Below are 26,247 nucleotides of genomic sequence, written 5' to 3' on the forward strand. Positions count from 1 at the left end.
AAATATGGATTCCGGGTTTTCATTATCTGGTGCGTAATAGTCGGCGGAAGATATCGGCTCATACCCTTGATTAATCACAAAGGGAGAGCCCGATGATGACAAGTGGAATCCGAAGTTCCTTTCGTTTCGACGCCGACACCGCGCTGACTCCGGCCGGGGAGAACACCTGGACCGCCGAGGTCCGTTCCGGGTGGGGGGCGATCGGCGGGCAGCCCAACGGTGGTTATCTGCTGGCGCTGGCTCTGGGGGCGGCGGCCGAAGCGGTGCCCGGTTCCCGGCCCTATTCGGTGAACGCCCACTATCTGCGGCCCGGGGAGGTCGGGGCGGCCGAGCTGGCGGCGGACGTCGTCAAGCTCGGGCGGTTGAAGAGCACGGTGGAGGCCCGGCTCCGCCAGCGGGGGAAGGAACGGGTCCGGGTGCTGGCCACGCTGGGGCCGCAGACGGACGAGACGGCCCTGGCGGTCCTGACGGTGCCGCCGCCGAGGCTGCCCGACCCCGACGACTGCGTCAAGGCCGCGCCCGGCGTCGTCGGAGCCGAGGCCGACATGGTCGGACGCTTCGACTACCGGGTCGCTCCCGTCAGCCGCTGGTCCACCGGGCGCACCTCCGACCGGGCCGTCATCGAGGGCTGGATCCGGTTCGCCGACGGGCGTGAACCCGACCTCGCGTCCCTTCCGCTGTTCGCGGACGCCTTTCCGCCGGCCGTCTACGAGGTCGTGGAGACCGGGCTGGCGCCGACCGTCGAACTGACCGTCCACCTTCGCCGGAGGCCCGCCCCCGGCTGGCTCCAGGTCCGCTTCGGCACCAGGCTGCTCGCCGGCGGCGTCCTGGAGGAGGACGGCGAGATCTGGGACTCCGAAGGGCACCTGGTCGCCATGTCCCGCCAGCTCGCCCTCCTCCTTCCCGTCGGCTGAGCGGGACGGCCTCCGGTGGGGTTCCGGTGGGGGCGGCAGCAAAGTAAGGGGAGGCTAAGCTAACCTGTCCTCGCAAGAGTTTCCCTTGAACCTGGAGCCCCCCATGCGGTCCCTTCCCATCGCCGGCGTGACCGGCCTGCTGTGTGTCTCGGTGCTGGCCGGCTGTGGCGGTGGCTCCGGGAGCGGCGACACCGGCGCGCTCACCGTGACCTCCACCGACACCGCGTGCCAGGTGTCCAAGACGGACCTGCCCGCCGGAAAGAACACCTTCAAGCTCGTCAACAACGGGTCGAAGGTCACCGAGGTCTACTTCTACGCGCCCGACGGCAAGATCATCTCCGAGAAGGAGAACATCGGGCCCGGCACCAACTACGAGATCACCGTCTCGCTGCCCGCCGGCGACCAGCAGATCGTGTGCAAGCCGGGCATGGTCGGGGACGGCATCAAGCAGGACATCAAGGTCTCCGGCGAGGTCGGTGAACTCGACCCGCGCCTGGCCAAGGCCGTCGCCGACTACCGGACCTACATCGACCAGCAGATCGCCGACACCGTGGACAAGACCGGGCAGTTCGTGGCCAAGGTCAAGGCCGGGGACGTCGAAGGCGCCAAGGAGCTGTACGCGCCCTCGCGGTTCGGCTGGGAGAGCGTCGAGCCCGTCGCCGAGTCCTTCGGGGACCTCGACCCGAAGATCGACGCGCGTGAGGCCGACCTCACCGACGAGGAGCGCGAGAACTGGACCGGCTGGCACCGGATAGAGAAGGCGCTGTGGGTGGAGAAGTCCACCAAGGGCCTGGACGGGATCGCCGACCAGCTGATGACCGACCTGAAGGATCTGCAGGACCGGGTCCACACCGTCGACATCACGCCCGCCTCCATGGCCAACGGCGCCAAGGAACTCCTCGACGAGGTCGCCACCGGCAAGATCACCGGTGAGGAGGAGGCGTTCTCCCACACCGACCTGGTCGACTTCAAGGCCAACGTCGACGGCGCCTTCAAGGTCTACGAGCTGCTCAAGCCCGTCGTCCAGGAGAAGGACGCGGCCCTGGCCGCCTCGCTCGACGAGGCTTTCACCGACGTGTTCGACGCGCTCAAGAAGTACGAGAAGGACGGCTCGTACGTCTCCTACGACACCGTCGAGGAGGGCGAGCGCAAGCAGCTCACCGACGTCGTCAACGCTCTGGGCGAGCCGCTGTCCAAGCTCGCCGCCGTGGCGGGCTGACCGATGGCGGGCGGGAAGAAGCGCTTCGCCGTCAGCCGGCGCGCCGTGCTCGGAACGGGACTCGTCACGAGCGCGGCCGTCGGCGCCGGCGCCGTCGGACTCGGCGGACACCGGGACGAGTCGCACGCGGCCGAAGGGGTCATCCCCTTCCACGGGGCCCACCAGGCGGGAATCGCCACCCCCGTTCAGGACCGGCTGCACTTCGCCGCGTTCGACGTCGTCACCGAGGACAAGGCCCGGTTCGTCCAGCTGCTCCGGGAGTGGACCGAGGCCGCCGAGGCGATGACCAAGGGCGCCAGCGTGGGGCGCGGCGCCACCAACGGCAACCCGCTCGGCCCGCCGGATGACACCGGCGAGGCGCTCGGCCTGCCCGCGTCCCGGCTGACCCTCACCATCGGGTTCGGGGCGTCCCTGTTCACGAAGTTCGGGATGGAGGACCAGCGGCCCGCGGCTCTCGTCGACCTCCCGCACTTCCCCGGGGACAAACTCGACCCGGCCCGCAGCGGCGGCGACCTGTGCGTCCAGGCGTGCGCGGACGACCCGCAGGTCGCCGTGCACGCCATCCGCAACCTCGCCCGCATCGGCTTCGGCGTCGTCTCGGTGCGCTGGTCGCAGCTGGGCTTCGGCAAGACGTCCTCCACGACGCCCGACAGCCAGACGCCGCGCAACCTGTTCGGGTTCAAGGACGGCACCAGCAACGTCCCCGGCACCGATGAGGCCCGGCTCAAGCAGCACGTGTGGGCGGCCGCCGAGGACGGGGCGCCCTGGATGGCCGGGGGCTCCTACCTCGTCGCACGCAGGATCCGCATGCACATCGAGACGTGGGACCGCACCTCCCTGAAGGAGCAGGAGGACATCTTCGGCCGCACCAAGGGCGAAGGCGCGTCCCAGGGCGGCCGGAAGAAGGAGCACGATCCCGTCGTCCTGGACGCGATGCAGCCCGGCGCGCACGTCCGTCTGGCACACCCCGACAGCAACGGCGGAACCAGGATCCTGCGCCGCGGCTACTCCTTCACCGACGGCACCGACGGTCTGGGACGGCTGGAGGCGGGCCTGTTCTTCCTCGCCTACCAGCGGGACGTCACCAAGGGGTTCGTCCAGGTCCAGAGCAACCTCGCCACCGACCTGCTGAACGAGTACATCCAGCATGTCGGCAGCGGCGTCTACGCGGTCCCGCCCGGCGTCGAGAAGGGCGGCTTCTGGGGCGACACGCTGTTCGGCTGAGCCCGCTCGGATCCGGCCGGGCCCCTCTCGGGCCCGGCCGGTCAGCGGCTCAGGCCGCCTCGGGGCTCGGCGCCGGGGCGGGAGCGGAGGGCTTGGCGGGCCGTGCGGGCCCGGTGGGCCGCAGGAAGAGGAACATCACGGGCACCAGGTAGGCGGTCCAGGCGATGAGCTGCAGCCAGGTGATCTGCGGCGTGACGTTGAAGATGCCCTGGAAGAACGTCTGCAGCCAGTCGCCGACGGTGCCGAACTCGTCGAAGAGTTTCCAGGGTTCCAACGCGACGGCCGTCAGCCCCGGCAGGACGTCGGCTTCCTGCAGGTCGTGGAAGCCGTACCCGAGGACGCCCGCCGCGACGACGACGAGCGCGGCTCCCGTCCACTTGAAGAACCGCTGGAGGTTGAGGTTCAGGCCGCCCCGGTACAGGAGGTAGCCGAGCAGCACGGCCGTCAGCAGCCCCGCGAACGCCCCCGTCACGGGCAGGACGGGTGAGCCGTTGGAGTGGGCGATGTTCGTCCACAGGAAGAGCGCTGTTTCCAGTCCTTCGCGTCCGACCGCGAGGAACGCCACGACCGTCAGGGCGCGCGGCCCCATGTCGAGCGCGCTGTCGAGCTTGCCTTCCAGCTCGGCCTTGATGCCGCGTGCCGCCGAGCGCATCCAGAAGATCATCCAGGTGACCAGCCCGACCGCGACGATCGAGAGGATCCCGCCCGCCAGCTCCTGGATCTTGAAATGGTTCTCCTGCGCCACCAGGAACTGCAGGACCATCCCGAACGCCACGCTCAGCGCGATCGCGATCCCGACCCCGGTCCACACCGGCAGCAGAGCACGCCGGTTGCCCGTCTTCACCAGATAGGCGATGAGGATGCTCACCACGAGAGCGGCTTCGAGCCCCTCACGCAGACCGATCAGATAGTTACCGAGGAACATGCCGCCACTCCAGCCTAGAACTTAGGCCACCCTAACCTAAGTTTCTCCGGAGGGGGAGGCGACCCCTGTCGCCGACCTCACACGGCCGAGCAGGGAGTACTCAGAGTCCGCGCTTGACCCGCGCGGTGAACCCGGCCCAGGCCCGCCCGGAGAAGACCAGCTTCGCTCCCTCCGGATGTTTGGAGTCCCGCACCGCGATCGCCGTAGCCAAGTCGGCCACTTCGACGCAATTCAACCCTCCGTTGTCGCTGTAGCTGCTCTTGCGCCAGAGAGCGACCTCCACGCAGGAGCCGTTCTGTGTGCTGTGACTGCTCTTGCGCCAGAACGGGGGAGAGATGTAAATCGGCATCGGTAACCGTCCCTCGGTTCAGCGAGTCAGATCGTCTCGTCGGCGATCCGCTGGATGAGTGCACGGGACTCGTCCGGGCTGAGCGCCCTGGCCCGCAGATGGTCGAAGATCTCTGCGTAGGCAGCGATGTCGGAGTGGTCCTCCAGGTAGAGACTGCCGCGACGATATTGAACGTACACGACGTCTGGGTCATTTGGTTCGGGAAATCCCAGTATTTCAAAGGCCCCGTCGCTACCCGGGTGGGCTCCGGCCGAGAACGGCATGGCCTGGACCGTGATGTTGTTCTGCCACGTCAGGTGGATGAGGTGAAGCAGTTGTTCCTTCATCACCTCTCGCCCACCGACTATGGACCTGAGAGCGGATTCGTGGATGACCGCCCAGAGCTTCATGGCGTCAGGCCCCTTCAGCCGCTCCTGTCGCTTCAAACGGACCGCGACTCTGCTATCCAACTCTTCCTTAGAAGGGAGATGGACGTCTGACAGCATGATCGCCCTGATGTAGGACTCGGTCTGGAGAAGGCCGAGCACGACCTCGGGCTGGTAGGTGCGGAGTTCGGAGACCTCTTCCTCCAGACCGACGTAGAAGGAGAACCAGTCCGGGATCGTTCCTCCGAAGCGTTGCCACCAACCGCGCTGACGGCTTTGCCGGGCGAGGGCGACGAGGACTTCGGTCTTTTCTTCGCTGATGCCGTACAGCTTGCACAATGCCAGAACATCGGCAGGCTTGGGTGAGTGCAGGGCAGCTTCCATGCGTGTCACCGTGACAGGTGAGATGCCTGCAAACTTTGCGGCCTCCTCTCTGGTTTTGCCGAGCTCCTTGCGGATTTTCCGCAGCTCGTTTGCCAGTCTGCGTCTGCGTACGGTGGGACTAGTTCGATTTGTCATAACAGCCACCTGTTGGGGAATTTTCTCGGCTTTGCTCTTGTGTTTTTTGTACTAGTGCAGAGAAGTGCTGGACAATTCAGTGATGTGAGTTGCAAACTCAGCGTAGCGAGACGGGCACGCTCCGGCTCGGGAACTGGAAAGTTCCGGGCGATGCGTGCTGCCCAGGCGACCTCACGGGGAGTGGCGATGACGACACCGCAGGCGAGCCTCGTCCCTGCGCATGTGACCCGGTTCCTGCTGCTCGCCGAGCTGTGCCGAACCCTCGGCGAGCACGGCTGCAGCTCCTGCCTGGTGAACCCGGCCTTCGGGAGCGCCGTGCTGCGGGTGGCGAGGGAGGGACGGCACGGAGAGTGGCTGGACGTCGGGTCCGTCGAGCGGGCCGACGACTGGGTTCTTCACCTGGGAGGGGCGGTGGGACTCGGTATGCCACATGGATCAGATCGCCCGGCACATCGCCCGAACGGTGGCGTGATGACGGTCCCGAGGGCCGCCGCGGCCTTCCCGGGAACGCCCGACCAGGCCGCGACGGTGCGCCGCTGGTTCACCGCCTGGCTCGGCGCCGAACATCCCGCGGCGGACACGGCAGCTCTGCTGCTGTCGGAGGTCTTCTCGAACGCCTGCCTGCACAGCCGGTCCGCCGAGCCCGGCGGCACCGTCGACGTCGTGGCCGAGGTGGCGGGACGGATCGTCAGTGTCGAAGTCACCGACGGGGGAGGCGGGCCAGAGTCGCTGACGGCCGACGCCCCGCCCAATGACGCCGAGAACGGTCGCGGATTGTGGCTCCTCGACCTGCTGTCCAAGGAATGGGGTTCAGCGCCTCTGCCCGACGGCCGCTTCCGTGTCCATTACACCGTGGCCTTCTGAAACGAAGATCCCCGCTGCGGTGGAGCTGTCCAGGTCCACGCAGACCGCCCGCCCAGGGATGGCCGCCGACGCGCCGAGGGCCCGGCGGCTCCGCACCCGGCTTGGCGGGAATCCATTCAGATCAGACCTCAGGCTGATGCGGGAACGAGTCGGAGCGGGAGACCATGGGGGGATGGGGTGGCGGGAAGAGAATTCCTCTTGGCGGATCGGGTGTTTCCCGCTGCTGGCCGGCCTGCTGTGCGTTTCGGCGGGATGGTTGATCGGCCTTTCGGAGGGAGAACCGCCGCCCGTCTGCGACTTCAGCTGCGCCATGGCGGAGACAGGGTGGCGGACCTACCTCTCCCTCCTGCTCGTCGGCGGAGGAGCCGTCGTTTCCTGTGTTTCCGCCCTGGTCTGGGTGATCGCGGTTATCAGGTCATTCCCGAGCAAGTGGCGATAGCCGACCGACGGCCGCCTCTGCGTCCGCTACACCGTCGCCTTCTGAAAGACGTGTGGTGGTGAGGCTCAGGACGCCCGGGAGGCCGTCCCCGGCCAGTGGCTCCAAGCGGATCCTCTCGCCTCGCCGAATTCTGACGGTACCGCCGACGAATTCCGTGCTTCCGAAGTCGACGGTGCCACCGGTAGCGTGCAAGATCGGGTTGATTGTCCGGTGAATGAAGGACGAGAAGATGGCCGACTGGTTCAAGGTGTCCATGACGGCGGCCGTCCTCGCCGCCACGACGTCATGCGCCGTCGTCCTCGGATCCGACGACGGCGACGAGCCAGGAGAACCTCCCGCTCCCAGCCCGTCTCCCACGGTGATGCCCCTCAGCCCCAGCCCCGACGTCCCGGAAGACGAACGCGAGGCCCCCGGCACCGCCTGGCCCCTGAAGGTCACCGAGCAGACCAGGCTGGCGCTGGCCGAAGCCGCGCGTGAAGCGGGCGCGGACGACGACGCGACCGAGGTGGAGACGCGCGGGACCTTCTATTACGGGGTGGTCTATGGGCGGAAGGCCAAGGACGACGACTACTACGTGGTCGGCGCGCATTACTGGCACCGGACGGGCGTCGGAGCGTGGAGGTATCTGGGCCGCTACGAGGACGAGCGGTGTGCTCTCCCGGTGCCGGGCAAGCTGGTGATGGCGTGGATCGGGGTGCCCGCCTTCGGCGCCGGAAGCGCCAGTCCCTGCCCGAACAGGGACTGATTTCGGGGTATTCGCTCGACGCGCGGCGGTCCGGCGTCGACACGATCCCGCGTCGACGCCGAACCTATTCGTCGGTAACGGTCCCGCCGGTCATGTCGGGGGACCAACCGTTCAGAGGAGTCCGGTCGGCGTGCCCGGCGATGGCCGGTCCCCGCACTCGCCAGAGGCCTTCCTCAGCGGCTATTCCGCGTAGGGCTGGTCCGTTCCCCGGGCGCTGTAGCCGAGGCTCCAGATGTAGCCGTCCGGGTCGGCGAAGGAGCCGCCGTACCCGCCCCACGGCAGGGCGCCGGCGGGCTTGAGGACCGTGGCGCCGGCCTTCTCGGCCTCCGCGATGATCTCGTCGACCCGTGCCTCGCTACGGACGACGTAGGTGAGGACCAGCCCGCTGAAGCCGCTGCCCTCCGGGCTCGTGCCCACCTGGCCGGCCAGGCCCTCGCGGCCGTAGAAGCCGACGGGCGAGGCTCCGTCCGACTCGAAGAACACCGAGATGCCGTAGTCGTTCTTGATCTTCCAGCCGAGCCCCTCGGTGTAGAACCGCTTGGCCTGGTCCAGGTCTCGGACGCCGAGGAGGATCGAGCTGACGTGCGCTTTCATGCTTTGTCCCCTTTGTGTTTGAGATGCATGTGCTGCCAGAACCGGCAGGTCGGACATCCGGGCCGGGCCCGGCTGTCACATCGGCGTGGGTTCGCCGGTCAATCGGTATGACAGGCACGGACGGAGGAATGTGACAGATGGTCGAGCACGATTGGCTGAGCGAGCGGTTCGCCGAGCACCAGGGCCGCTTGCGGGCGGTGGCCTACCGGATGCTCGGCTCGCTCGGCGAGGCCGAGGACGCGGTGCAGGAGGCGTGGCTGCGGGTCAGTCGCGCCGACACCGGCCAGGTGGAGAATCCGGCCGGGTGGCTGACCACGGTCGTCGCCCGGGTCTGCCTGAACATGCTCGAGGCACGCCGGACCCGGCGTGAGGAGTCGACCGGGGCGCTGCCGCCCGAACCGGCCGTGCCGCATGCGAGCATCCATCCGGCCGGCCAGGCCGATCCCGAGGACGAGGCGCTGCTGGCCGATTCGATCGGTGTCGCGCTGATGGTGGTGCTGGACACGCTGACTCCCGCCGAGCGGCTCGCGTTCGTCCTGCACGACGTCTTCGCCGTGCCGTTCGGCGAGATCGGCGCCGTCATCGACCGCTCCCCGGCGGCGGCCCGGCAACTCGCCAGCCGGGCCCGGCGCCGGGTGCAGGGTGCGGCCGGGACATCCGATGCCGCGCGGTCCCCGAAGCGGGAAATCGTCGCGGCCTTCCTCGCCGCCTCCCGGAACGGGGATTTCGCCGCCCTGCTCGAGCTGCTCGATCCGGACGCCGTGGTCGGCGAGGTCCGCGGCGCCCACGAGGTGGCGGCTTTCTTCGCCGGACGGGCTCAGGCCGCCCGGCTCGCCCTGGTCGACGGCGTTCCGGCGGCCGTCTGGTCGCACCGCGGCCGACCCAAAGCCGTCTTCGAGTTCACGATCAGCGACGGGAAGATCACCCGCATCGCCATCGACGCCGACCCGGACCGGCTCCTCGACCTCGACATCGTCTTTCTTCCCGCCGACAACAAGGAGGAGCAATGAACTCTGCTTCCCGACCGGTCCGCGACGTGACCGGCATGAACCTCAAGCTCTCGTCCTGCACTCTCGCCGTCCACGACCTCGACGAGGCGCTCGGCTTCTACCTCGACGTGCTCGGCTTCGAGGTACGCGATGACGTCGAATCCGAGGGGATGCGGCGGGTGAGCGTCGGCCCGCCGCCGCAGCCGGACGTGCAGATCCTCCTCGAGTCGCCCGGCATGGACCCGGGTGTCCCGCCGGCCGACCGGCAGGCGATCGAAGGCCTGATGGCCAAGGGCCTGCTGGGCCGTCTTGTCTTCGTGACCGACGACTGCGACGCCGCCTTCGCGCACATCGAGGCCGCGGGCGCTGAAGTGATGCAAGAACCGATCGACCAGCCCGACGGCGTCCGCGACTGCGCCTTCCTCGATCCCTCGGGCAACATGCTGCGATTCACCCGGCCGCGACAGGCAGCCCTGACGCACACCGCGAGGGATCGCCGGGCGCCCTGAACGCGGCCGAGGAAAGGGCGGTCCTGTCCGTCCGCCCACCCTCACTCCGGTCCACCCGTGTCCGGGGGCCAGAGGCACCTCACTCGTCGACGACCAGGCGTCCGCCGACATCGACGAAACCGTCGGGATCCTCGACGGCCGCCAGCCGGGTCGCCGTCGAGTCGAGATCGCGCCATTCGGCTTCGGGGCCCTCGGCGCTCAGCCGGACGAGGGTGTTCTTCCCGCATTGGCGCGCACCGGTGACCAGCACTACCCGGGTGTCTCCCAGCGCTTCGTCGAGCATGCTCTGAGCCCGCCTGGGCAGTACCCGGCCGAGCGGTGTCTTCGTCTCCTCACCCACAGGTCAAGGATCGGATGCGGCCGCCGTCGCTGTCCTGGAAGTCGCTGGATGGCTGCCTGAATGGTCGCTGGTCTGCTGTCCGAATGGTCGCTGGTCAGACGGTGGGGACGATCATCGGGGTCCCGGTGGCGGGGTCGGGGACGACGAGGCAGGGGAGGTCGAAGACCCGCTCGATCAGGGGGGCCGTGACGATGTCGGCGGGCGGGCCTTCGGCGACGACGGCGCCGGACTTCATGGCGATGAGGTGGTCGGCGTAGCGGCAGGCCTGGTTGATGTCGTGGAGGACGGCTATGACGGTGCGGCCCTCGTCGCGGAGGCGGGCGAAGAGGGACAGCAGCTGGTACTGGTGGGTGATGTCGAGGTAGGTGGTGGGTTCGTCCAGCAGGAGGTAGGGGGTCTGCTGGGCCAGGGCCATCGCCACCCAGACGCGCTGGCGCTGCCCGCCGGAGAGGTCCTCGACCCGGCGGTCGGCCAGGTCCGTGACGTCTGCGGCCTTCAGGGCCTCGGTGACGGCGTGCTCGTCCTCGGCGGACCAGGTGGCCAGGAAGGTCTGGTGGGGGTAGCGGCCGCGGGCTACGAGTTGGCGGACGAGGATGTTCTCGGGGGCGTCCGCCGACTGGGGTAGGAAGCCGATGCTGCGGGCCAGCTCCTTGGGCCGGGTGCGGGAGACGTCCCGGCCGTCGAAGGTGACGGTTCCCGCGGCAGGGGAGAGCAGACGGACGAAGGAACGCAGCAGGGTCGACTTGCCGCAGGCGTTGGCGCCGACGATGGCGGTGAAGGCCCCGTCGGGGACGTCCAGGGTGAGCCGGGTGGAGATCACGCGGTCGCCGTAGGCGAGGGTGAGGTCGCGGGCGGAGAGTCGGGCGTTCACGTTTTCTTCGTTTCTTTGAACAGGAGCCAGATGAAGTAGGAGCCGCCGACGGCCGTGGTCATGACGCCGACCGGCAGGGAGACGGGGGCCAGCAGCATCTGGGCGGCGAGGTCGGCGGCCAGGAGCAGGACGGCGCCGGTCAGCGCGGCGGGAAAGAGGGGGACGCCGGCGGCCCCGGCGAGGCGGCGGCCGATCTGGGGCGCGGCGAGCGCGACGAACACGATCGGGCCCGCGACGGACGTCACCGTGGCGGTGCAGCCGACGCCCGCCAGCACGAGGAGGGGGCGCAAGGCGTTCAGGTTCACGCCGGAGGCGGCGGCGAGCTCGTCGCCCAGCGTGCTCTGGTGCATGGCGCGGGAGATCGCGGCGAGCAGCAGGGCGAGCACGGCGAGGATGGTGAACGCGGGGCCGAGGTCGGCCCAGTCGACGCCGTTGAGGCTGCCGGCGCTCCAGCCGGTCGCGGCGATCGCGACGTCCAGTTCGGCGCGCAGGATGATCCACGAGTTCACGGCGGTGAGGATGGCGTTCACCGCGATGCCGATGACGATCAGCCGCATCCCGCTCACGCCGGACTTCATGGACAGCAGGTAGATCGCGGTGGCGGCGAGCAGCCCGCCGGCGACCGAGCCCGCGGACAGCTGCGCGGCAGTGCCTCCGAAGAGGGTGATGACGACCAGCGCCCCGGTGTAGGAGCCGGCGTCGAGGCCGATGACGTCGGGGCTGCCGAGCGCGTTCCGGGTGAGGTTCTGGAAGATCGCCCCGGCGGCGCCGAGGGCCGCGCCGAAGACGAGCGCCGCGGTCACCCGGGGCAGACGCCATTCGCGGATCACGAAGGCCGACTCGCCGCGGTTCGCCAGCGCGGCCAGGGCCTCGCCGGGAGTCGCCCAGACCGTCCCGTAGCAGAGGCCGAGCAGGCCGAGGGCGAGCGCGACGGCGACGAGCACGGACGACACGGCGGCCGTCCGGCGCTCGATCTCGGCGGAGAAGCGCCCCGCGCGCAGGACGAGGGCGCTCACAGGGCGACCGTCCCGTAGCGGCGGACGGCCCAGATCAGCACGGGGCCGCCGAGGAAGGCGGTGACGACGGCGACGGGCACCTCGCCGGTCGGCAGCAGCACCCGCGAGAGGACGTCGGAGACCAGCATGAGGACGGGACTGAGCACCATCGTGTAGGCCATGAGCCAGGGGATCGAGCCGGTGGCCAGGCGGCGGGCGAGGTGCGGCACGATCAGTCCGACGAAGGCGATCGGCCCGGCCGCGGCGGTCGCGGCGGCGGCCAGCACGGTGATGAGGCCGAGGACGGCCAGCCGGGTCCGTGCGACCCGGGCGCCGAGCGTCCGCGCGACGTTGTCGCCGAGCGCGATGGCGTTGAGCGGGCGGGTCACCAGGAGGGCTCCGGCCAGGGCGACGACGATCGCCGCCAGCAGGAGTTCGAAGGACGTCTGCTCGCGTCCGGCCAGCGAGCCGACGTACCAGAACCGGAACTTGTCGAACACGTCCGGCAGCAGCAGGCGCAGCCCGAGCGAGACGCCGGCGAGCACCGCGCTGAGCGCCGTCCCCGCCAGGACGAGCCGCAGCGGCGCCGTCCGTCCGACGGCGTAGACGAAGACCGCCGCGAGCACCGCGCCGGTGAAGGCCAGCGCCAGTTGCGTGAACTGCGATCCGGCGATCCCGAGCGCGGCGCCCAGTGTGATGGCGAACCCGGAACCCGCGGTGACGCCGAGGATTCCGGGTTCCGCCAGCGGGTTGCGGGTCAGCGTCTGGACGAGCGCGCCCGCCGTGCCGAGGGCGGCTCCCACGCAGACGGCGAGGAACGTCCGGGGCACCCGCACGTCACGGACGATCAGGTGCTCGTCGGCTCCGGAGTGGTCGGTGAACGCGCGCAGGATCTCGCCGGGCGCGAGTGTCTGCGCGCCCACGCAGACGCTCGCGACCATCGCGGTCGCGAGCAGGAGAAGGGAGACGGCGAGGATCGTGACGCGCCGGGGGAGGTCAGTCGTCAAGCCCCGCCACTCCGCGTTTCCAGTAGCCGGTGAACAACGAGTCGAACCGTTCCTTGCTCCAGGCCCGCAACGGCTTGATGTCGTCGGCCTCTCCGGCGGCGAACAGGAAGGTCCGCGCGTCGGGGAGGGGGAGCGACCGCACCGTCTCGGCGAGGGCGGATCCGCCGTCCCGGACGAGCCAGGTGACCTGCACTCCGTCCCGTGATGCCAGCGGGTAGGCGTGGTCGGCGGCGTCGTCCGTCTCGATCACGACGTGGGCGGAGACGTCGGAAGGCGACTCCTCCAGCCAGCGGCCGAGCGCGGGAAGCGCCGTCGTGTCCACCGCGAACACGTAGTGGTCGTAGTTGTGGGCGAACGCTTTGGCTCCGGGAGGGCCTGCGATGGAGACCTCGTCGCCCACTTCGACGGAGGCCGCCCAGGACGATCCGAGGCCGCCTTCGTGCAGGACGACCTCCAGGTCGGCCTCGCGCGCGGCGGCGTCGTACCGGCGGATCGTGTACTTGCGCGCGGGCGGCAGCGGCCTGGGCCAGTCGAGGGTGAGCTCCTCGTTGGCGGTGGGGAGGCGGAGGGTTTCGTCCGGGTCCGGGAAGACGACCTTGACGTGGTCGTCCGCCTGGTAGGTGTGGAATCCGTCCAGTTCGGGGCCGCTCAGCGTCAGCCGGACGATGTTCGGCGTCACCTGGACCCGCCGTGTGACGGTGACGGTGCGGACGCCGATCGGGTAACCGATGCGGACCGTGCCGCTTCCCGCCTTGTGGTGGGAGGCGACACGGTCACGGGGTGCGCTGCGGTCCATGTCAGCCGTTCAGGAGCGGCGCGAGGGCCTTGTCGATGGAGTCGAGCGTCTTGAGCGCGGAGGCGTACGTCGCGGCCTCGGTGTACTGCAGGCCGAAGACCTTGCCCGCCTTGACCGCCGGAAGGTTCTTCCACAGCTTGGAGTCCAGGACGTACTGGACGGCCTCGCTGGGCTTGCCGTCCGCGTCGAGGGTGTAGGTGATGGCGTCGGCGTCGCCGAGGCTCTCCGGCAGCTCCTCGATGGAGGGGTACTCGCTGACGGCCAGGGCGCCCTGACCCTTCTCCTTGACCTCGCCGTAGTACTTCACGCCGATGTCCTCGGCGATGTTGGTGCCCCAGGAGCCGCCGAACTCGCGGTGGAACGAGCCTGCCTCGATCTCGCCGTAGGCGCCGACGTGGCCGAAGTCCAGGCCGGTCAGGACGTCCTTGTACTTGTCGGCGATCTCCTTGGCCTTCTTCTCGTACGCGTTCTCGGCGTCCTCGAACTCCTCGAGGCGGCCCGCGGCGTCGGACTGCAGGCGGGTCAGGTCGCGCCAGGCGTCGGGGGTGGTGGGGCCGACGGCGACGACGGGGGCGATGCTCTCCAGCCGCTTCAGGTCGAGCTGGGCGAGGGCCGGCTTGGGCACGCCGATGACGATGAGGTCGGGCTTGACGGCGGCGATGGCCTCGTAGTTGGTCTCGGCGGCGGAGGCCCCCGCGATCTTCTCCAGCTTGTCGTAGGCCGCCCGGTCCTCGTCGGTCATCAGGGGGAGGCCGCGTTCCCAGGTGGAGATGCCGACGAGCGCGGCGTCGGCCTCGATCAGGGCGGGCACCGCGTAACCGGTGGCGACGACCCGCTCGGGGTCGGCCGGGATGGTGATGTCGCCGTTGTCCGCCTTGAAGACCCGGGTCTGCGCCGTGTCGGACTTGTCGGCGGAGTCGCCGGAGCCGCAGCCGGTGGCCGTCAGGGCGAGCGCGAGGGCCAGGGCGCCGGCGAGACGCCAGGGCTTGCGAGAGGACATGAGGGTGATTCCTTCGATAAGCAGGCAGAACACCTCCGGACGAGTACCGGAAGGCCTACTTAGGCTAGCCTTACCTTTCATTGGTCGGATATCGATGAGAGGTCATCTTGTGTCGGTGACAGGACACCTTGCCTCCGATACGGCGGAGTGGTGCGAGGACTACGGCTACGGCATCGGCAGGCCCGACGGCGTCCGCGTGCTCAAATACCGGTCGTCCGGGCTGCTGGAGTTCCGGGAGGGGAGGCAGGACTTCCTGAACCAGCTCTACTGGACGCCCGACGGCATGCTCTCCACCCTCACCGGCATGAACGCCCAGTTCATCGGCCCCAAAGAGGCGTTCTGGGCGCGGCGGACGGCCGACCACGAGGTCAGCGCGGGCGGCGGCCGGACCGTCTACCGCATCTGCCTGCGCCAGGTGCCCCCCGCTCTGAAGGAACTGAGCGTCGGAGCCGTCTCCGTGGACGCCGAGGCGGCACGGCTCATCCAGGCGCTGGCCACCCCCGGGCTCGACGAGGAGGAGGCCCTCGACGCCCGAGCCCGCATCATGGCGGGGCTGGGCGCCACGACCCGTGAGTTCGTCGGCCACCACACCCGCGGACCGGGTTTCGCCCTGACGGTGGCACGCGCCCTGACCCACGAGCCCGGAGACGCCACCCGTCTGGACGAGTGGGCCGTCCGCCTGCGGACCAGCGTGAAGACGCTCCAGCGTGACTTCGACCGGGAGTTCGGAATGTCGTACACGCAATGGCGTACGCGGCTGCGTCTCCAGGCCGCCCGGGTGCTTCTGGAAGAACGACGGCCCGTCATCCAGGTCGCCCACCGCGTCGGGTACGCCAGCCCGTCGGCTTTCATCCAGGCGTTCACGAAGGAGTACGGCCACACGCCCGGCCGGCACGTCCGTCAGATGTAGCGCCTCACTCCGACAGAGTGGCCATCGCCCGTTCCGGCTCCCAGTGGGCGCGCAGCGAGGTGATGAGCCCGGACTCGTCGACCGTGTAGACGATCACGCAGTCGACCGTCATGGTCGCGCCGCGGCCCAGCGTCATGGTGAGGGTCGCGACGTTGGCGCAGCACGGGCCGTTGGCGAAGGAGTCCTTGACGTGGAACCGGATGCCCTGCACGGGCCCGACGAAGTCGTCCCAGAACTTCGCGATGCCCTCGTGCCCGCGGTGCCCCCTGCCCTCGGGGTCGAGCATGGAGGGGCCGACGGGGTCCTCCACGAGCGCGTCCGGGGCGAAGGCGGCGAGCCACTCGTCCCTGTTCCCGGCGGAGGCCGCCGTCATGGACCGCCGCGCCGCCCGCCGGGCGGGGTGGTCGCCGTCGGGTGCTTCCCACAGGACGTCCGAAGAGGAGATCACGGGAAAACTGTAACGTGTTCTCGTTTTGGGTCAAGGGCCGGCTTCGGCGGGCTTCTTCTCCAGGGTCGCCCGGCGCAGGCTCGGCACGGACACCGCGAGCAGCAGCGCGACCCCCGCGCAGACCGCCCCGTTGACGACCGCGGCCCCGCCAGGGTTGAACCAGCGCGCCAGCGCCGCCGCCTCGGCCCCGGCCAGGATCCGCCCGGTGGTGTCCTCGGCGTTGAACACGCCGGTGATCCGGCCGCGCAGCCCGTCCGGGGTGTGGTGCTGCGCCAGGGAGTACTCCAGGACCTCGTAGACGACCCCGGCCGCCCCGGTGACCGCGAGCATGGCGAGCGCGACGGGCAGCGCCTCGCTCAGCCCGAACCCGATCGTGGCGAGCCCTCCGAGGAACGCCGCGCCCAGCAGCACGACCCCGGGCCTGCGGGTCCCGCCGAGCCACCCGCTGGTCGTGGAGACGACCACCGCGCCCGCGGCGGGAGCCGTGTAGAGCAGCCCGAGCACGAGCTCGTCACCGCCGAACCTCCCGGCGACGAGTTCGGGGAACAGCACGGTCGGAACGCTGAACATCGCCGTGACCGCCCCGAGGACGAGCAGCCCGCCGACGGTCGGATGCCGCAGCGCGAACCGGAACCCGGCCCAGGGAGAGGTCGTGCCCTCCTCGTCCTTCTCGCCCCGCCGGGGAGGCAGCGGTCCCACGCGGGCCAGCAGCACCACGGTGAGCGCGGTGGCGGCCGCGGTGACGGCGTACGCCCACCCCGGCTCCCAGAGCGCGATGATGACGCCTCCGAGGAACGGCGCGGCGATGGAGCCGATCTGCCCGGTCAGGGAGATGAGCGCTCCGGCCGCCGGAAGCTGAGCGGGGCGGACGAGGGTGGGCGTCACCGCCATCAGCGTCGTCACGCTGACGCCCGTGGCCAGCCCGTTCCAGGCGACGCACGCGTAGATGACGGCCACGGACGGCCGGTCGGCGAACGCGTTGGCCGCCAGTCCCACGAACGCCAGCCCGGCCGCCGACCTGGCCAGGACGATCAGCCGGCGCCGGTCCATCCGGTCGGCCAGGACACCGCCGGACAACGACCCAAGCAGCACCGCCACGCTCATCGTCATGGTGGTGACGGCGACTCCGAACGACGACTCTGTGAGGTCGTACACCTGGTCGGACAGCGCGACGGCCGCCATCCCCAGCCCGAGCAGCGACACCGTCCGCGCGATGAAGATCGCCCGGAAGTCCCGGCTCTCCCGCAGCGGGGCGGTGTCGAGCATGAGATCCCGCAGCCGCATACCTGTCCTTCTCCGGACCCCTCTGGCCCACCTGAAAGCCGACAACCCGGGTGGAAAAACCCAGAGTTCCCCATGTGGCCGGAAAGAGTAGCTTGATCGCCCGCTTTACCGGACCACCCGGTGGCCTGGAGAAGCGCCTGCCGCGAGGGCCGAGCGGGCCTTCTCGGTCAGGGCGCGGCGGTCGTCCACCCCGGGGACGGGGTGGATCGGGGGATGGAGGGTGAGGCGGACGGTGAGGGCGTCGGCGGTGAGGACCCGGCGGAAGGAGGCGGCGAAGGTGTCGGCGCCGACGTAGGCGGCGACGGTGGTGGGGGCGTCGTGCTGCAGATACGTCAGGGTGACGGGGCGGATCGGGGCCTGGGCGTCCAGGGCGGCCTGGAAGACGGCCCTGCGGAAGGGGCCGCCGGGGGTGGAGCACCAGGTGGTGCCCTCGGGGAAGGCCATGACGGGGGCGCCGTTCTTGAGGAGTTCCGTGAGGGCGCCGACGGTGCGGGGAAGGGCGTACAGGTTCTCGCGGTCGATGAAACGGGTTCCGGCGCGCCGCGCCAGGACGCTGATGAGGGGCCAGCGGGAGATCTCCCGTTTGGCGAGCATCGTCACCGGCTCCACGGCCTGCAGGACGAGGACGTCGAGCCAGGAGATGTGGTTGGCGACGACCAGCGTTCCGGGGGAGCCGGGCACGGCCAGGCCGTCGCCGACCACGTCGAGCCGCACGCCGAGGGCATCGAGCACGGATCCGGCGACGGCACGCCGTTCGGCCGGGTCGGCCAGGCGTTCACCGAGCAGGAAGGCGCGGGCGACGCCGCGCGTGACGGACGAGAGGCGGTGCGCCGCGACGGGCAGCGGGACGGGCGGCGCGGCGTGGGACACGCAGTCGGTGGTGCAGGGGGAGACCGGTGCCCAGGAGCTCAACGCTCGTCCCCGAGGAAGTGGCGGCGGTAGCGCTCGTGCACCCCGTCCAGGTCCAGGAGGACGAAGAAGTCGACGGTGTTGAAAGCCGGGTCGTGGTGCGGGGCACCGCAGATCCAGGCGCCGAGCCGCAGGTAGGCGCGCAGCAGCGGCGGGACGTCGGCGTAGCGCGGGACGGCGTCGGGGGTGTGCGCCGGCGTCCAGGGGACGACGGGCCGGACCTGGAACTCGGCGGGGGCGGCGTGCTTTCCGGCGCCGAACAGAAGCGCCGCGGTCGCGGCCGTCTCTCCTTCCGCCAGCGGGACGGAGGCGCAGCCCGCCAGGTAGCGGTGCCCCGACAGCAGGACGTAACGCGCGATCCCCGCCCACATCAGGTTGATGACGGCGCCCGTGCGGTGCTCGGAAGCGACGCAGGCCCGTCCCATCTCCACCATGGAGGAGCGGACGGACTCGGGGAACGAACGGAGGTCGAACTCGGTCTCGGCGTAGGAGACGCCACCACGTCCCGGAGGGAGCAGACGGTACGTGCCGACGACGTCGTCCGTCGCCGTCTCGGTGACGATGAGATGATCCGCCGACTCGTCGAACAGGTCGATGTCGTGGCCCGGAACGGACGTGGGCAGCCACGCGCCCTGCTCCTGGCAGAACACGCGGTGGCGCAGCCGCTGAGCCGCGCGGACCTGCTCTTCGGTGTCGGCGATCGAAACGGTGTAGGCGGGGGCGGAGAGCTGGACGGCGTCCTGGATGGGGGTGGTCATGCGCAGCACGATCACCGGACAGAACGCCTTCCCGAAGAAGGTTCGCCTGCCCTCCCCGGAACTCGAGGTGAACGCTGTCCGCGCCCGCCCCGCTCAGGGAGCGACCTTGGAGATCACCGACTCGGCGAAGCGTTCGAGCTTCTCGATCTTCTTGGCGAGGGGTTCGGTGTCGGGGCCTTTGACGTAGGGCATGCGGAAGCCGACGATCACGTCGGTGACGCCCTTGTCCTCCAGGCGCTTGACCCCGTCCACCGTGTAGGCGTCGAGGGAGATGACGTGGATCTCGAACGGCCGGTCCGCGGTGCCCTCCTCGGCGCGCGCGGCGGCCAGCCGGGCCAGCAGGGAGTCCAGTTCCTCGGCGTCTCCGCCGCCGTGCATCCAGCCGTCGCCCAGCCGCGCGGCGCGGCGCAGCGCGGGAGCGCTGTGGCCGCCGACCAGGATCGGGATCGGCTCGGTGGGGGCCGGGGACATCTTCACGGCCGGGAAGTCGAAGAACTCGCCGTGGTACTCGAAGTAGCCGCCGCCGGTCAGGCCGCGGACCACCTCGATGGACTCGTCCATGCGCTTGCCGCGCCGCTCCCACGGCACGCCCATCACCTGGAAGTCCTCCTGCCACGGGCTGAGCCCGACGCCCAGCCCCAGCCGGTTCCCGGTCAGGCAGGCGATCGAACTCGCCTGCTTGGCCACCAGCACCGGCGGGCGCACCGCGAGCTTGAGGACGAACGGCGTGAACCTGATCGTCGAGGTCACCGCGCCCATGGCCGCGATGAGGGTGAACGTCTCGATGAAGTCCTTGTCCTCCAGGAACTCCCGGCTCCCGTCGGGGGTGTAGGGGTAACGGGAGTCGGACTCCTTCGGGTAGACCAGCGAGTCCGCGACGCTGATGCTGGAGTAGCCCGCCGCCTCGGCGGCCCGCGCCAGCGGAAGGTGGTAGGACGGATCGGTCATGGCCTCGGCATAGGTGAACCGCATGAGGCCGGAGCATAGTAGAACCTGTTTCAGTTCGGCAGGTCCTGTCCCGCCTGTTCGCCGGGGCACAGCGGGAGGCGCAGAACGAACCGGGCACCGCCGGAGGGGTTGTCGGCCAGCTCCAGGGTGCCGCCGTAGGTCTCGGCGATCTCGCGGGAGATGGGCAGCCCCAGGCCGCTCCCGCCCGGATCCTTGCGGCGCGCCTCTTCCGAGCGGTGGAAGCGTTCGAAGACCAGCTCGCGCTCCTCCGGGGGGATGCCGGGGCCGTCGTCGGCGACCTCCAGCACCGCGTGGGGCGGCACGGCCTCGACGGTCACCCGGATCTCGCGTGAGGCGTGGCGGTCGGCGTTGGTCAGCAGATTGGCCAGCAGGCGGGTCAGCCGGATCCGGGAGGCGCACACGACGACCCCGGGGCTGGCGCAGCTGAGGGGCCGGTGCTTGAAGGCGTGGCGCTTCAGCTCCTCGGAGACCAGGCCGCCCAGGTCGATCGGCTCGGAGGGGATGGGCTTGTGCGCGTCGAGGCGGGTGAGCTCCAGCAGGTCGGAGACCAGGTCGTTGAGCCGCTGGGCGTCCCGCAGCACCGAGTGCAGCACCTCCTGGACGTCGGTCTCCGGGTCGGAGAGCGCCTCCTCCAGGCGCAGCTGCAGGCCCGTGAGGGGATTGCGCAGGTCGTGGGAGATGTCGGAGACGAACCGGCGCTGGCGCTCCACCGCGTCCCGCAGGGACAGGGAGATCTGGCGCTGCTGCTCGTGTGCGTGCTGGAGCCGTTCGTTGAACTCCTGGAGCTCGAAGGAGCGGGCGTAGACCTGGTTCTCCATCGCCTCCAGGTCGGCACGGATGCCGGGGTCGGCGAGCCTGCGGGCCCGGCGCAGCCACTGCAGGAAGCCGGTGACCTCCTCGGCCTGGTGGATGATGAGCTCCACCTTCCCGTCCGGGCCGAAGACCGGCGCGGTGACCTGGCTCCAGTAGCGGTTCCGGAACGCCCCGGGCCTGCCGGGCATCTCGGCGCTCTGCTTCTGCAGTGCCACGACGCTCCGCTCGCCCGTCGCCAGCACCCGTTCGAGGGACTCGCGCAGGGTGCGGCAGCCTTTCGCTTCCGGATCGACGGGTTCGCTGGGGAAGAGGTCGAAGATGGACTTCCCGACCATCTCCTCCGGCCGCCTCTCGGACACCCGCAGGCAGGCGTCGTTGGCCGCCGCGATGATGAACTCGCGGTCCAGCAGCACGGTGGGAGAGGGACTGTCCCGGAACACCGCCCAGTAGTCGATCTTCGAGTTTCCCATCACGACACCGTTCGCAGAGATCTGACAGAACCAAAACAGGACTTTTCGCTGTACCTATTCCTGTTTCGAGGCCTTCCCATGAGCCCTTAGGGGATGTTTGCCCTGGTTCTTTCTTTTCTTTGCGTGGTGTGAAGCCGGATAATCCCCGGGTGTTCAAGACTCTCTTCGCCCGGTCGAGCAACTTCTTCTGGTACGCGTCGGTGGGCCTCCTGCTGCTCGCGGCCTGGATGATGCTCAAGGGCCCCTACCTGGTGGTGTTCGCCGTCCCCCTGGCCGTCATCGCCGTCTTCTCGATGTGGGTGTCCTTCTCCTTCCGCAAGGCCCGCGTCGAGATCTCCGAGAACGGCATCGCCGGCCACGGCCTCCTCCGGGTGCCGTTCATCGGCTGGAGCGAGGTCAGCAGGGTCAGCACCGTCCGCGCCATGGGCCTGAACTACGTCCTGGTCGGCTCCTACTCCGGCCCCGGCGACTTCCGTCTCGGCCCGTTCACCCGCGCCGACATCGAGAAGATCACCGAGATCTGGGAGTCCCGGCCCGACTGAGCGGACCGGGACTCCCCGGGGCGAGGGCCTCCGGTCGGCTCAGGCGAAGCGGGAGCAGGCCAGAGTGGCCCCGGTGTGGGCCAGGCGGTTGAGGTAGGCGGTGGTGAAGGCCGCGGGGAAGGAGGCGGAGCGGACGGCCTCGGCGGTCCCCTCCAGGACGGTGCAGGCCTGCTCGGTCTCACCCGCGGCGATGTGGCGGGAGACGTCGCGGAGTTCCCTGAGAACGCGCCGGGACTCCTTGACGAAGTGCTTGCCCCCGCGCTTGGAGTGCTTGTTCTTGGAGTCGTGCTCGATCTGCGCGGCGAGGTCCTTCACCTGCCGGCCGGCGGCGGTGAAACGCTCGCCCTCGACGTCGTCGAGGAGCTGGGCCAGGACACCGGGCAGGTCGGAGAGGAGGCCGGTGGCGCCGAGCCGGAGCAGCTCGTCCATGGACTCATAGGGGGCGTCGTTGACGGTGGACCAGACGGGGGTGCCCTGGGCGACGACGTTCTCCAGGACGCAGGAGGCCGAGCCGGGGACGGCACGCTCGCCGTTCTCGTAGGCGGCCACGCGGGCGGCGTAGTCGGCCCTGCAGGCGGCGCTGTCGCGGGAGTCGGTGATCCAGTGCGGCCACAGGCGGATGTAGTCGACGCCCGCCGCGATGAACGCGTCCGCGTCAGCGGGGGTGGGGATGAAGCCGAGGGTGCGCAGGCCGGGATTGAGGGCCTTGAACTCGTTGAGGGCCTGGACGGTGCGGGGGCCGACGATGACGTCCGAGGCCATGTCGTACCGCTCGGTGAGCTCGACGATCTCGGGGATGCGCGAGGACTCCTTGATGTCGAGCAGCAGCCGGACGCCGGTGCCCTGGAGCGTCGCCAGGGTCTCGGCATAAGTCGGGACGCGCTCGCCGCCGCCCGCGTCCAGGGCCTTGATCTGCTCCAGGGTGAGGTCCCTGACCCTGCCGGTGCCGTCGGTGGTGCGGTCGACGGTGTCATCGTGCATGATCACGATCGCGCCGTCCCCGGTGGAGCGCAGGTCGATCTCGATGGCGTCGACGCCCAGGGCGATCGAGTTGCGGAACGCGGCGAGGGTGTTCTCGGGGTGGCCGGGGGACAGGCCGCGGTGGTTGACGAGGGTGAGGTCGGCGTCGGGGTAGGGGAAGAGGTCCTCGGCGGGGACGACGGTCTCGATGGGCTCGGGCGCCTTGGCGGGGGCGGCGTGGGCGGGGGCGGAGACGGCGAGCGGCACGGAGACGGCGGCGGCCAGCGCCGCCAGCGCGGTGTTGCGCGCCCATCGGCGTGAGTTCGGGATGCGCATGGTTCTACCTCGGAGAGAAGGGGGGTGATCCGGGAAACCTAGGCGCCTCCGGTGATCCCCGGAGGAAGCTGAGATGAATGTCCGATTTGGGGCGTATGTAGCGTTCCAGTGTGGGCGGCGAGAAAGAGACCTAGCCCACGTCGCCGAAGGCGGACTCCGCGGGGGGCGGAGGCTTAGGCTTACCAAGTGAACGAAACCGTTTCGTTCACCTTCGGGGAGTGGGGATGGCGCTAGAGTCTCTCGATGTGGCTGAGCAGCGTCGTAGCCGGTTGTCGCCGGAGAGGGAGAGCGAGCTGCTCACGGCCGTGCTCGACCTCGTGAGGGAGGTCGGGTACGACGCGTTGACCATGGACGCGGTCGCGGCCCGGGCGCACTCCAGCAAGGCGACGCTCTACCGGCAGTGGCGGAGCAAGCCCGAGCTGGTGGCGACGGCGCTGGCGAGGTGCGAGCGCGTGTCGCTCTCGGACATCGACACCGGAAGCCTGGCCGAGGATCTGCGGGGCATGGCCCGGTGGCTCGGCGAGCAGCTGCCCCAGGGCATGGAGCTCATGCGGGCCCTGGGGCACGCGTCGGAGCAGGACGAGGAGCTGCGGACGGCGCTGCGAGGGCTGGTCGTCGAACCGGAGCTGGAAGGGCTCCGGCTGATGGTGGCGCGCGCGGTGGAACGGGGCGAGCTGAAGCCGGAGAACCCGGCGGCCGGGTTCGTCGCGGACATGCTGCTGGGCGGCCTGGCCGGACGCTGGCTGGTCGAAGGCCTGGACGCCGACGCCGACTACCTGCTGCGTTACGTGGACGCCGTGATCATTCCCGCTCTCGACCTCTCCTGAGCCGCACCCCGCTCAGAGCACTCCCTTTCCCTCCTTCTGATCTCCGATCTCTACGGGAGCTCTCTTCAGCCATGGCTACTTTCCTCTACAAACTAGGGCAATTCGCCTTCCGGAGGCGGTGGTTCGTCCTCGTCGGATGGCTGCTCGCCCTGGGTCTCGCCGGCTTCGGCGCGGCCACCGCCCCGACCACGGCCGCCAGCCAGTTCTCGATCCCCGGCACCGAGTCCCAGCGGGCCTTCGACCTGCTGGCCGAACGCTTCCCCGGAATGAGCGCGGACGGCGCGACCGCCCGCGTCGTGTTCAAGGCCCCGGACGGCGCCCAGATCACCCAGCCGGTCCAGAAGGCCAAGGTCGAGAAGGTCCTGGCCGAGCTGAAGACGGCCCCTGGCGTCCAGAGCGTGACCGACCCCTACCAGACCGGGGCCGTCAGCCAGACCCAGGCGATCGCCTACACGCAGGTCACCTACAAGGTGAATGCCGTCGAGTTCAACGCGGGGCAGCGCGAGCACCTCCTGGAGACCGTCGAGCACGGCCGGGACGGCGGCCTGACCGTCGAGGTCGGCGGTGACGCCGTCCAGGCGAAGGCCGAGGGCGGCGTCACCGAGGCGATCGGCGTGGGCGTCTCCGCGGTCGTCCTCCTTTTGACGTTCGGCTCGCTGGTCGCCGCGGGACTCCCTCTGTTCACCGCGCTCCTGGGCATCGGCGTCTCCGTCGCGGGCATCACCGCGCTCAGCTCGACCTTCGAGTTCAACAGCACCACCCCGGTCCTGGCCACCATGATCGGCCTGGCGGTCGGCATCGACTACGCGCTGTTCATCGTCTCCCGGCACCGCTCCGAGCTCGCCGCCGGGCGCGCCCCGCTGGAGGCGGTCGGACGGGCCGTCGGCACCGCGGGCTCGGCGGTGGTGTTCGCGGGCCTGACGGTCATCATCGCGCTGGCTGGCCTCGCGGTGATCAACCTCCCGCTCCTCACCAAGATGGGCGTGGCGGCCGCGGCGGCCGTCGTCGTCGCCGTCCTGGTCGCGCTGACCCTGATCCCGGCCCTGCTCGGCCTCGCCGGGGACAAGGTGCGCTCCCGCAAGGACCGCAAGAGCACCGTCCACGTCGACGAGGAGGACTCCGGCCTCGGCGTGAGGTGGGCGAACCTCGTGCTGCGCCGCCCGGTGGCCGTGCTGCTCGCCGGCGTCGTCGGCCTGGGCGTCATGGCGATCCCCGTCGCCGATCTGACGCTCGCGCTGCCCGACGAGGGCTCCCAGCCGGTCTCCACCACTCAGCGCAAGGCCTACGACCTGCTCTCGGAAGGCTTCGGCCCCGGCTTCAACGGCACCCTGCTGACGGTCGTCGACGTCTCCGGCAGCCAGGCGCCCCAGCAGGCCGCGCAGACGGTCGTCGCCGAGATCCAGAAGCTCAAGGGCGTCGTCGCGGTCACCCCGCCGACCTTCAACCAGGCGGGGGACACCGCGCTGGTCACCGTCATCCCGGCGACCAACCCCAGCAGTCCCGAGACCGAGAGGCTCGTTCACGCGATCCGGGACACGGGCTCGGACCTCGAGGCGGAGACCGACGCCGACCTCCTGGTCAGCGGACAGACGGCCGTCGCGATCGACCTGTCGGAGAAGCTCGACGAGGCGCTGGTGCCCTACCTCGCCCTGGTGGTGGGCCTGGCGTTCCTGCTGTTGATCCTGGTGTTCCGCTCGATCCTCGTGCCGCTCAAGGCCGCGCTGGGCTTCCTGCTGTCGGTGCTGGCCGCGCTCGGCGCCGTCGTCGCGGTGTTCCAGTGGGGCTGGCTCAAGGACCTGTTCGGCCTGGAGAACCCCGGCCCGATCATGAGCATGATGCCGATCTTCATGGTGGGCGTGGTGTTCGGCCTGGCCATGGACTACGAGGTCTTCCTCGTCACCCGGATGCGTGAGGCCCACGTGCACGGCGAGTCGCCCGAGCAATCCGTCATCACGGGCTTCCAGCACGGTGCCCGGGTGGTCACCGCCGCCGCCATCATCATGATCAGCGTGTTCGCGGGCTTCATCGGCATGGACGACGCCATGGTCAAGATGATCGGCTTCGGCCTGGCCATCGCCGTCTTCCTGGACGCCTTCGTCGTCCGCATGGCCATCGTCCCCGCTGTCCTGGCCCTGCTCGGGAAGTCCGCCTGGTGGCTGCCCGGCTGGCTCGACAAGGCCCTGCCGAACGTCGACGTCGAGGGCGAGCGCCTGAACACCCATCTGGCGGAGAAGGAGCCCGAGGTCCTCCTCCGGGCCTGACCCGGATCGGAGGAAGGAGCGGCGGTGCGCCCGGAAAGACCGGGCGTACCGCCGCTCCGCCGTCCGGGCGCCCGTCGGCGCAAGACGGCTCCTCGG

General features: G+C 69.9%; 28 protein-coding genes. 11 read left to right on the forward strand and 17 right to left on the reverse strand.

Annotation, left to right across the window (positions count from 1 at the left end; translation table 11 throughout):
- Positions 1 to 95 precede the first annotated feature (95 nt).
- From ABGB12_RS20785 to efeB, 3 genes are all read left to right on the forward strand, one after another.
- A complete protein-coding gene (locus tag ABGB12_RS20785; protein ID WP_347680335.1) occupies positions 96 to 914 on the forward strand; it encodes a thioesterase family protein in 819 nt (272 codons plus the stop codon).
- Between the two features lie 103 nt (positions 915 to 1,017).
- Positions 1,018 to 2,133, forward strand: a complete 1,116-nt coding sequence (efeO, locus tag ABGB12_RS20790; protein WP_347680337.1) for an iron uptake system protein EfeO — start codon at positions 1,018 to 1,020, stop codon at positions 2,131 to 2,133.
- Positions 2,134 to 2,136: 3 nt separating this feature from the next.
- A complete protein-coding gene (gene efeB, locus ABGB12_RS20795) occupies positions 2,137 to 3,357 on the forward strand; it encodes an iron uptake transporter deferrochelatase/peroxidase subunit (protein ID WP_347680339.1) in 1,221 nt (406 codons plus the stop codon).
- 49 nt (positions 3,358 to 3,406) lie between these two features.
- On the opposite strand, the gene efeU is transcribed toward efeB, so the two are convergent.
- From efeU to ABGB12_RS20810, 3 genes are all read right to left on the reverse strand, one after another.
- Positions 3,407 to 4,282, reverse strand: coding sequence for an iron uptake transporter permease EfeU (gene efeU / locus ABGB12_RS20800; protein ID WP_347680341.1), 876 nt, complete (start codon positions 4,280 to 4,282; stop codon positions 3,407 to 3,409).
- A gap of 100 nt (positions 4,283 to 4,382) precedes the next feature.
- Positions 4,383 to 4,631 (reverse strand): DUF397 domain-containing protein, encoded by a 249-nt coding sequence (locus ABGB12_RS20805; RefSeq protein WP_347680343.1) that lies wholly within the window; start codon positions 4,629 to 4,631, stop codon positions 4,383 to 4,385.
- A 26-nt stretch (positions 4,632 to 4,657) separates the two neighbouring features.
- A complete protein-coding gene (locus ABGB12_RS20810; RefSeq protein WP_347680345.1) occupies positions 4,658 to 5,515 on the reverse strand; it encodes a helix-turn-helix transcriptional regulator in 858 nt (285 codons plus the stop codon).
- Between the two features lie 186 nt (positions 5,516 to 5,701).
- Between ABGB12_RS20810 and ABGB12_RS20815 the strand changes: the two genes are divergently transcribed.
- Positions 5,702 to 6,379, forward strand: a complete 678-nt coding sequence (locus ABGB12_RS20815; protein ID WP_347680347.1) for an ATP-binding protein — start codon at positions 5,702 to 5,704, stop codon at positions 6,377 to 6,379.
- 653 nt (positions 6,380 to 7,032) lie between these two features.
- A complete protein-coding gene (locus tag ABGB12_RS20820; RefSeq protein WP_347680349.1) occupies positions 7,033 to 7,563 on the forward strand; it encodes a hypothetical protein in 531 nt (176 codons plus the stop codon).
- A 180-nt stretch (positions 7,564 to 7,743) separates the two neighbouring features.
- Here the strand turns inward: ABGB12_RS20820 and ABGB12_RS20825 are convergent, their stop codons facing one another.
- Complete coding sequence (locus tag ABGB12_RS20825; RefSeq protein ID WP_347680351.1) at positions 7,744 to 8,157, reverse strand: VOC family protein; 414 nt, start codon at positions 8,155 to 8,157, stop codon at positions 7,744 to 7,746.
- A gap of 137 nt (positions 8,158 to 8,294) precedes the next feature.
- Between ABGB12_RS20825 and ABGB12_RS20830 the strand changes: the two genes are divergently transcribed.
- The gene (locus tag ABGB12_RS20830; RefSeq protein WP_347680353.1) at positions 8,295 to 9,167 is read left to right on the forward strand and encodes a sigma-70 family RNA polymerase sigma factor; all 873 of its coding nucleotides are present in this window, start codon (positions 8,295 to 8,297) and stop codon (positions 9,165 to 9,167) included.
- Positions 9,164 to 9,655 (forward strand): VOC family protein, encoded by a 492-nt coding sequence (locus tag ABGB12_RS20835; RefSeq protein ID WP_347680355.1) that lies wholly within the window; start codon positions 9,164 to 9,166, stop codon positions 9,653 to 9,655. Before ABGB12_RS20830 ends, ABGB12_RS20835 begins: the two co-directional genes overlap by 4 nt.
- A 79-nt stretch (positions 9,656 to 9,734) precedes the next feature.
- On the opposite strand, the gene ABGB12_RS20840 is transcribed toward ABGB12_RS20835, so the two are convergent.
- The 6 genes from ABGB12_RS20840 to ABGB12_RS20865 all read right to left on the reverse strand — a co-directional run bounded on the left by ABGB12_RS20840 (position 9,735) and on the right by ABGB12_RS20865 (position 14,664).
- A complete protein-coding gene (locus ABGB12_RS20840; protein WP_347680357.1) occupies positions 9,735 to 9,995 on the reverse strand; it encodes a hypothetical protein in 261 nt (86 codons plus the stop codon).
- A 94-nt stretch (positions 9,996 to 10,089) separates the two neighbouring features.
- Positions 10,090 to 10,866, reverse strand: a complete 777-nt coding sequence (locus ABGB12_RS20845) for an ABC transporter ATP-binding protein (RefSeq protein WP_347680359.1) — start codon at positions 10,864 to 10,866, stop codon at positions 10,090 to 10,092.
- Positions 10,863 to 11,882, reverse strand: coding sequence for an iron chelate uptake ABC transporter family permease subunit (locus tag ABGB12_RS20850; protein ID WP_347680361.1), 1,020 nt, complete (start codon positions 11,880 to 11,882; stop codon positions 10,863 to 10,865). The genes ABGB12_RS20845 and ABGB12_RS20850 overlap by 4 nt, the downstream gene beginning before the upstream one ends.
- Positions 11,879 to 12,868, reverse strand: a complete 990-nt coding sequence (locus tag ABGB12_RS20855) for an iron chelate uptake ABC transporter family permease subunit (RefSeq protein ID WP_347680363.1) — start codon at positions 12,866 to 12,868, stop codon at positions 11,879 to 11,881. The genes ABGB12_RS20850 and ABGB12_RS20855 overlap by 4 nt, the downstream gene beginning before the upstream one ends.
- Positions 12,858 to 13,664 carry a siderophore-interacting protein gene (locus tag ABGB12_RS20860; RefSeq protein ID WP_347680365.1) on the reverse strand — a complete coding sequence of 269 codons (807 nt, stop codon included), beginning with the start codon at positions 13,662 to 13,664 and terminating at the stop codon, positions 12,858 to 12,860. The genes ABGB12_RS20855 and ABGB12_RS20860 overlap by 11 nt, the downstream gene beginning before the upstream one ends.
- 1 nt (position 13,665) lies before the next feature.
- Complete coding sequence (locus ABGB12_RS20865) at positions 13,666 to 14,664, reverse strand: ABC transporter substrate-binding protein (protein WP_347680367.1); 999 nt, start codon at positions 14,662 to 14,664, stop codon at positions 13,666 to 13,668.
- Positions 14,665 to 14,779: 115 nt separating this feature from the next.
- Between ABGB12_RS20865 and ABGB12_RS20870 the strand changes: the two genes are divergently transcribed.
- On the forward strand, positions 14,780 to 15,574 hold the full coding sequence (locus tag ABGB12_RS20870; RefSeq protein WP_347680369.1) for an AraC family transcriptional regulator: 795 nt from the start codon (positions 14,780 to 14,782) through the stop codon (positions 15,572 to 15,574).
- A gap of 4 nt (positions 15,575 to 15,578) precedes the next feature.
- On the opposite strand, the gene ABGB12_RS20875 is transcribed toward ABGB12_RS20870, so the two are convergent.
- The 6 genes from ABGB12_RS20875 to ABGB12_RS20900 form a co-directional block, all read right to left on the reverse strand.
- Positions 15,579 to 16,022: a nuclear transport factor 2 family protein gene (locus ABGB12_RS20875; protein ID WP_347680371.1), complete on the reverse strand. Its 444-nt coding sequence runs from the start codon at positions 16,020 to 16,022 to the stop codon at positions 15,579 to 15,581.
- Positions 16,023 to 16,052: 30 nt separating this feature from the next.
- Positions 16,053 to 17,306 carry an enterobactin transporter EntS gene (entS, locus tag ABGB12_RS20880; RefSeq protein ID WP_347680373.1) on the reverse strand — a complete coding sequence of 418 codons (1,254 nt, stop codon included), beginning with the start codon at positions 17,304 to 17,306 and terminating at the stop codon, positions 16,053 to 16,055.
- A 105-nt stretch (positions 17,307 to 17,411) separates the two neighbouring features.
- A complete protein-coding gene (locus tag ABGB12_RS20885) occupies positions 17,412 to 18,218 on the reverse strand; it encodes a lysophospholipid acyltransferase family protein (RefSeq protein ID WP_347680375.1) in 807 nt (268 codons plus the stop codon).
- Positions 18,215 to 18,973 (reverse strand): GNAT family N-acyltransferase, encoded by a 759-nt coding sequence (locus ABGB12_RS20890; RefSeq protein ID WP_347680377.1) that lies wholly within the window; start codon positions 18,971 to 18,973, stop codon positions 18,215 to 18,217. Before ABGB12_RS20890 ends, ABGB12_RS20885 begins: the two co-directional genes overlap by 4 nt.
- 93 nt (positions 18,974 to 19,066) lie before the next feature.
- Positions 19,067 to 19,945 carry a TIGR03619 family F420-dependent LLM class oxidoreductase gene (locus tag ABGB12_RS20895; RefSeq protein ID WP_347680379.1) on the reverse strand — a complete coding sequence of 293 codons (879 nt, stop codon included), beginning with the start codon at positions 19,943 to 19,945 and terminating at the stop codon, positions 19,067 to 19,069.
- 26 nt (positions 19,946 to 19,971) lie between these two features.
- Positions 19,972 to 21,225, reverse strand: coding sequence for an ATP-binding protein (locus ABGB12_RS20900; protein ID WP_347680381.1), 1,254 nt, complete (start codon positions 21,223 to 21,225; stop codon positions 19,972 to 19,974).
- Positions 21,226 to 21,374: 149 nt separating this feature from the next.
- Here ABGB12_RS20900 and ABGB12_RS20905 point away from each other — a divergent pair, with 149 nt between their 5' ends.
- Complete coding sequence (locus ABGB12_RS20905; protein WP_347680383.1) at positions 21,375 to 21,767, forward strand: hypothetical protein; 393 nt, start codon at positions 21,375 to 21,377, stop codon at positions 21,765 to 21,767.
- A 39-nt stretch (positions 21,768 to 21,806) separates the two neighbouring features.
- Here the strand turns inward: ABGB12_RS20905 and ABGB12_RS20910 are convergent, their stop codons facing one another.
- Positions 21,807 to 23,063: a glycerophosphodiester phosphodiesterase family protein gene (locus tag ABGB12_RS20910; protein WP_347680385.1), complete on the reverse strand. Its 1,257-nt coding sequence runs from the start codon at positions 23,061 to 23,063 to the stop codon at positions 21,807 to 21,809.
- 245 nt (positions 23,064 to 23,308) lie between these two features.
- Here ABGB12_RS20910 and ABGB12_RS20915 point away from each other — a divergent pair, with 245 nt between their 5' ends.
- The gene (locus tag ABGB12_RS20915; protein WP_347680387.1) at positions 23,309 to 23,890 is read left to right on the forward strand and encodes a TetR/AcrR family transcriptional regulator; all 582 of its coding nucleotides are present in this window, start codon (positions 23,309 to 23,311) and stop codon (positions 23,888 to 23,890) included.
- 71 nt (positions 23,891 to 23,961) lie between these two features.
- Complete coding sequence (locus ABGB12_RS20920) at positions 23,962 to 26,151, forward strand: MMPL family transporter (RefSeq protein ID WP_347680389.1); 2,190 nt, start codon at positions 23,962 to 23,964, stop codon at positions 26,149 to 26,151.
- Positions 26,152 to 26,247 lie beyond the last annotated feature (96 nt).

The organism is Actinocorallia sp. B10E7 (assembly GCF_039871655.1).
GTDB lineage: Bacteria > Actinomycetota > Actinomycetes > Streptosporangiales > Streptosporangiaceae > Actinocorallia.

Coding starts and splice junctions, on each gene's coding strand:
- ABGB12_RS20820 (WP_347680349.1), top strand. CDS start 7,033: ATGAAGGACGAGAAGATGGCCGACTGGTTCAAGGTGTCCATGACGGCG.
- ABGB12_RS20895 (WP_347680379.1), bottom strand. CDS start 19,945: ATGCGGTTCACCTATGCCGAGGCCATGACCGATCCGTCCTACCACCTT.
- ABGB12_RS20910 (WP_347680385.1), bottom strand. CDS start 23,063: ATGCGCATCCCGAACTCACGCCGATGGGCGCGCAACACCGCGCTGGCG.
- ABGB12_RS20860 (WP_347680365.1), bottom strand. CDS start 13,664: ATGGACCGCAGCGCACCCCGTGACCGTGTCGCCTCCCACCACAAGGCG.
- ABGB12_RS20815 (WP_347680347.1), top strand. CDS start 5,702: ATGACGACACCGCAGGCGAGCCTCGTCCCTGCGCATGTGACCCGGTTC.
- efeO (WP_347680337.1), top strand. CDS start 1,018: ATGCGGTCCCTTCCCATCGCCGGCGTGACCGGCCTGCTGTGTGTCTCG.
- ABGB12_RS20890 (WP_347680377.1), bottom strand. CDS start 18,973: ATGACCACCCCCATCCAGGACGCCGTCCAGCTCTCCGCCCCCGCCTAC.
- ABGB12_RS20830 (WP_347680353.1), top strand. CDS start 8,295: ATGGTCGAGCACGATTGGCTGAGCGAGCGGTTCGCCGAGCACCAGGGC.
- entS (WP_347680373.1), bottom strand. CDS start 17,306: ATGCGGCTGCGGGATCTCATGCTCGACACCGCCCCGCTGCGGGAGAGC.
- ABGB12_RS20805 (WP_347680343.1), bottom strand. CDS start 4,631: ATGCCGATTTACATCTCTCCCCCGTTCTGGCGCAAGAGCAGTCACAGC.
- ABGB12_RS20920 (WP_347680389.1), top strand. CDS start 23,962: ATGGCTACTTTCCTCTACAAACTAGGGCAATTCGCCTTCCGGAGGCGG.
- ABGB12_RS20835 (WP_347680355.1), top strand. CDS start 9,164: ATGAACTCTGCTTCCCGACCGGTCCGCGACGTGACCGGCATGAACCTC.
- ABGB12_RS20825 (WP_347680351.1), bottom strand. CDS start 8,157: ATGAAAGCGCACGTCAGCTCGATCCTCCTCGGCGTCCGAGACCTGGAC.
- ABGB12_RS20865 (WP_347680367.1), bottom strand. CDS start 14,664: ATGTCCTCTCGCAAGCCCTGGCGTCTCGCCGGCGCCCTGGCCCTCGCG.
- efeB (WP_347680339.1), top strand. CDS start 2,137: ATGGCGGGCGGGAAGAAGCGCTTCGCCGTCAGCCGGCGCGCCGTGCTC.
- efeU (WP_347680341.1), bottom strand. CDS start 4,282: ATGTTCCTCGGTAACTATCTGATCGGTCTGCGTGAGGGGCTCGAAGCC.
- ABGB12_RS20810 (WP_347680345.1), bottom strand. CDS start 5,515: ATGACAAATCGAACTAGTCCCACCGTACGCAGACGCAGACTGGCAAAC.
- ABGB12_RS20900 (WP_347680381.1), bottom strand. CDS start 21,225: ATGGGAAACTCGAAGATCGACTACTGGGCGGTGTTCCGGGACAGTCCC.
- ABGB12_RS20785 (WP_347680335.1), top strand. CDS start 96: ATGACAAGTGGAATCCGAAGTTCCTTTCGTTTCGACGCCGACACCGCG.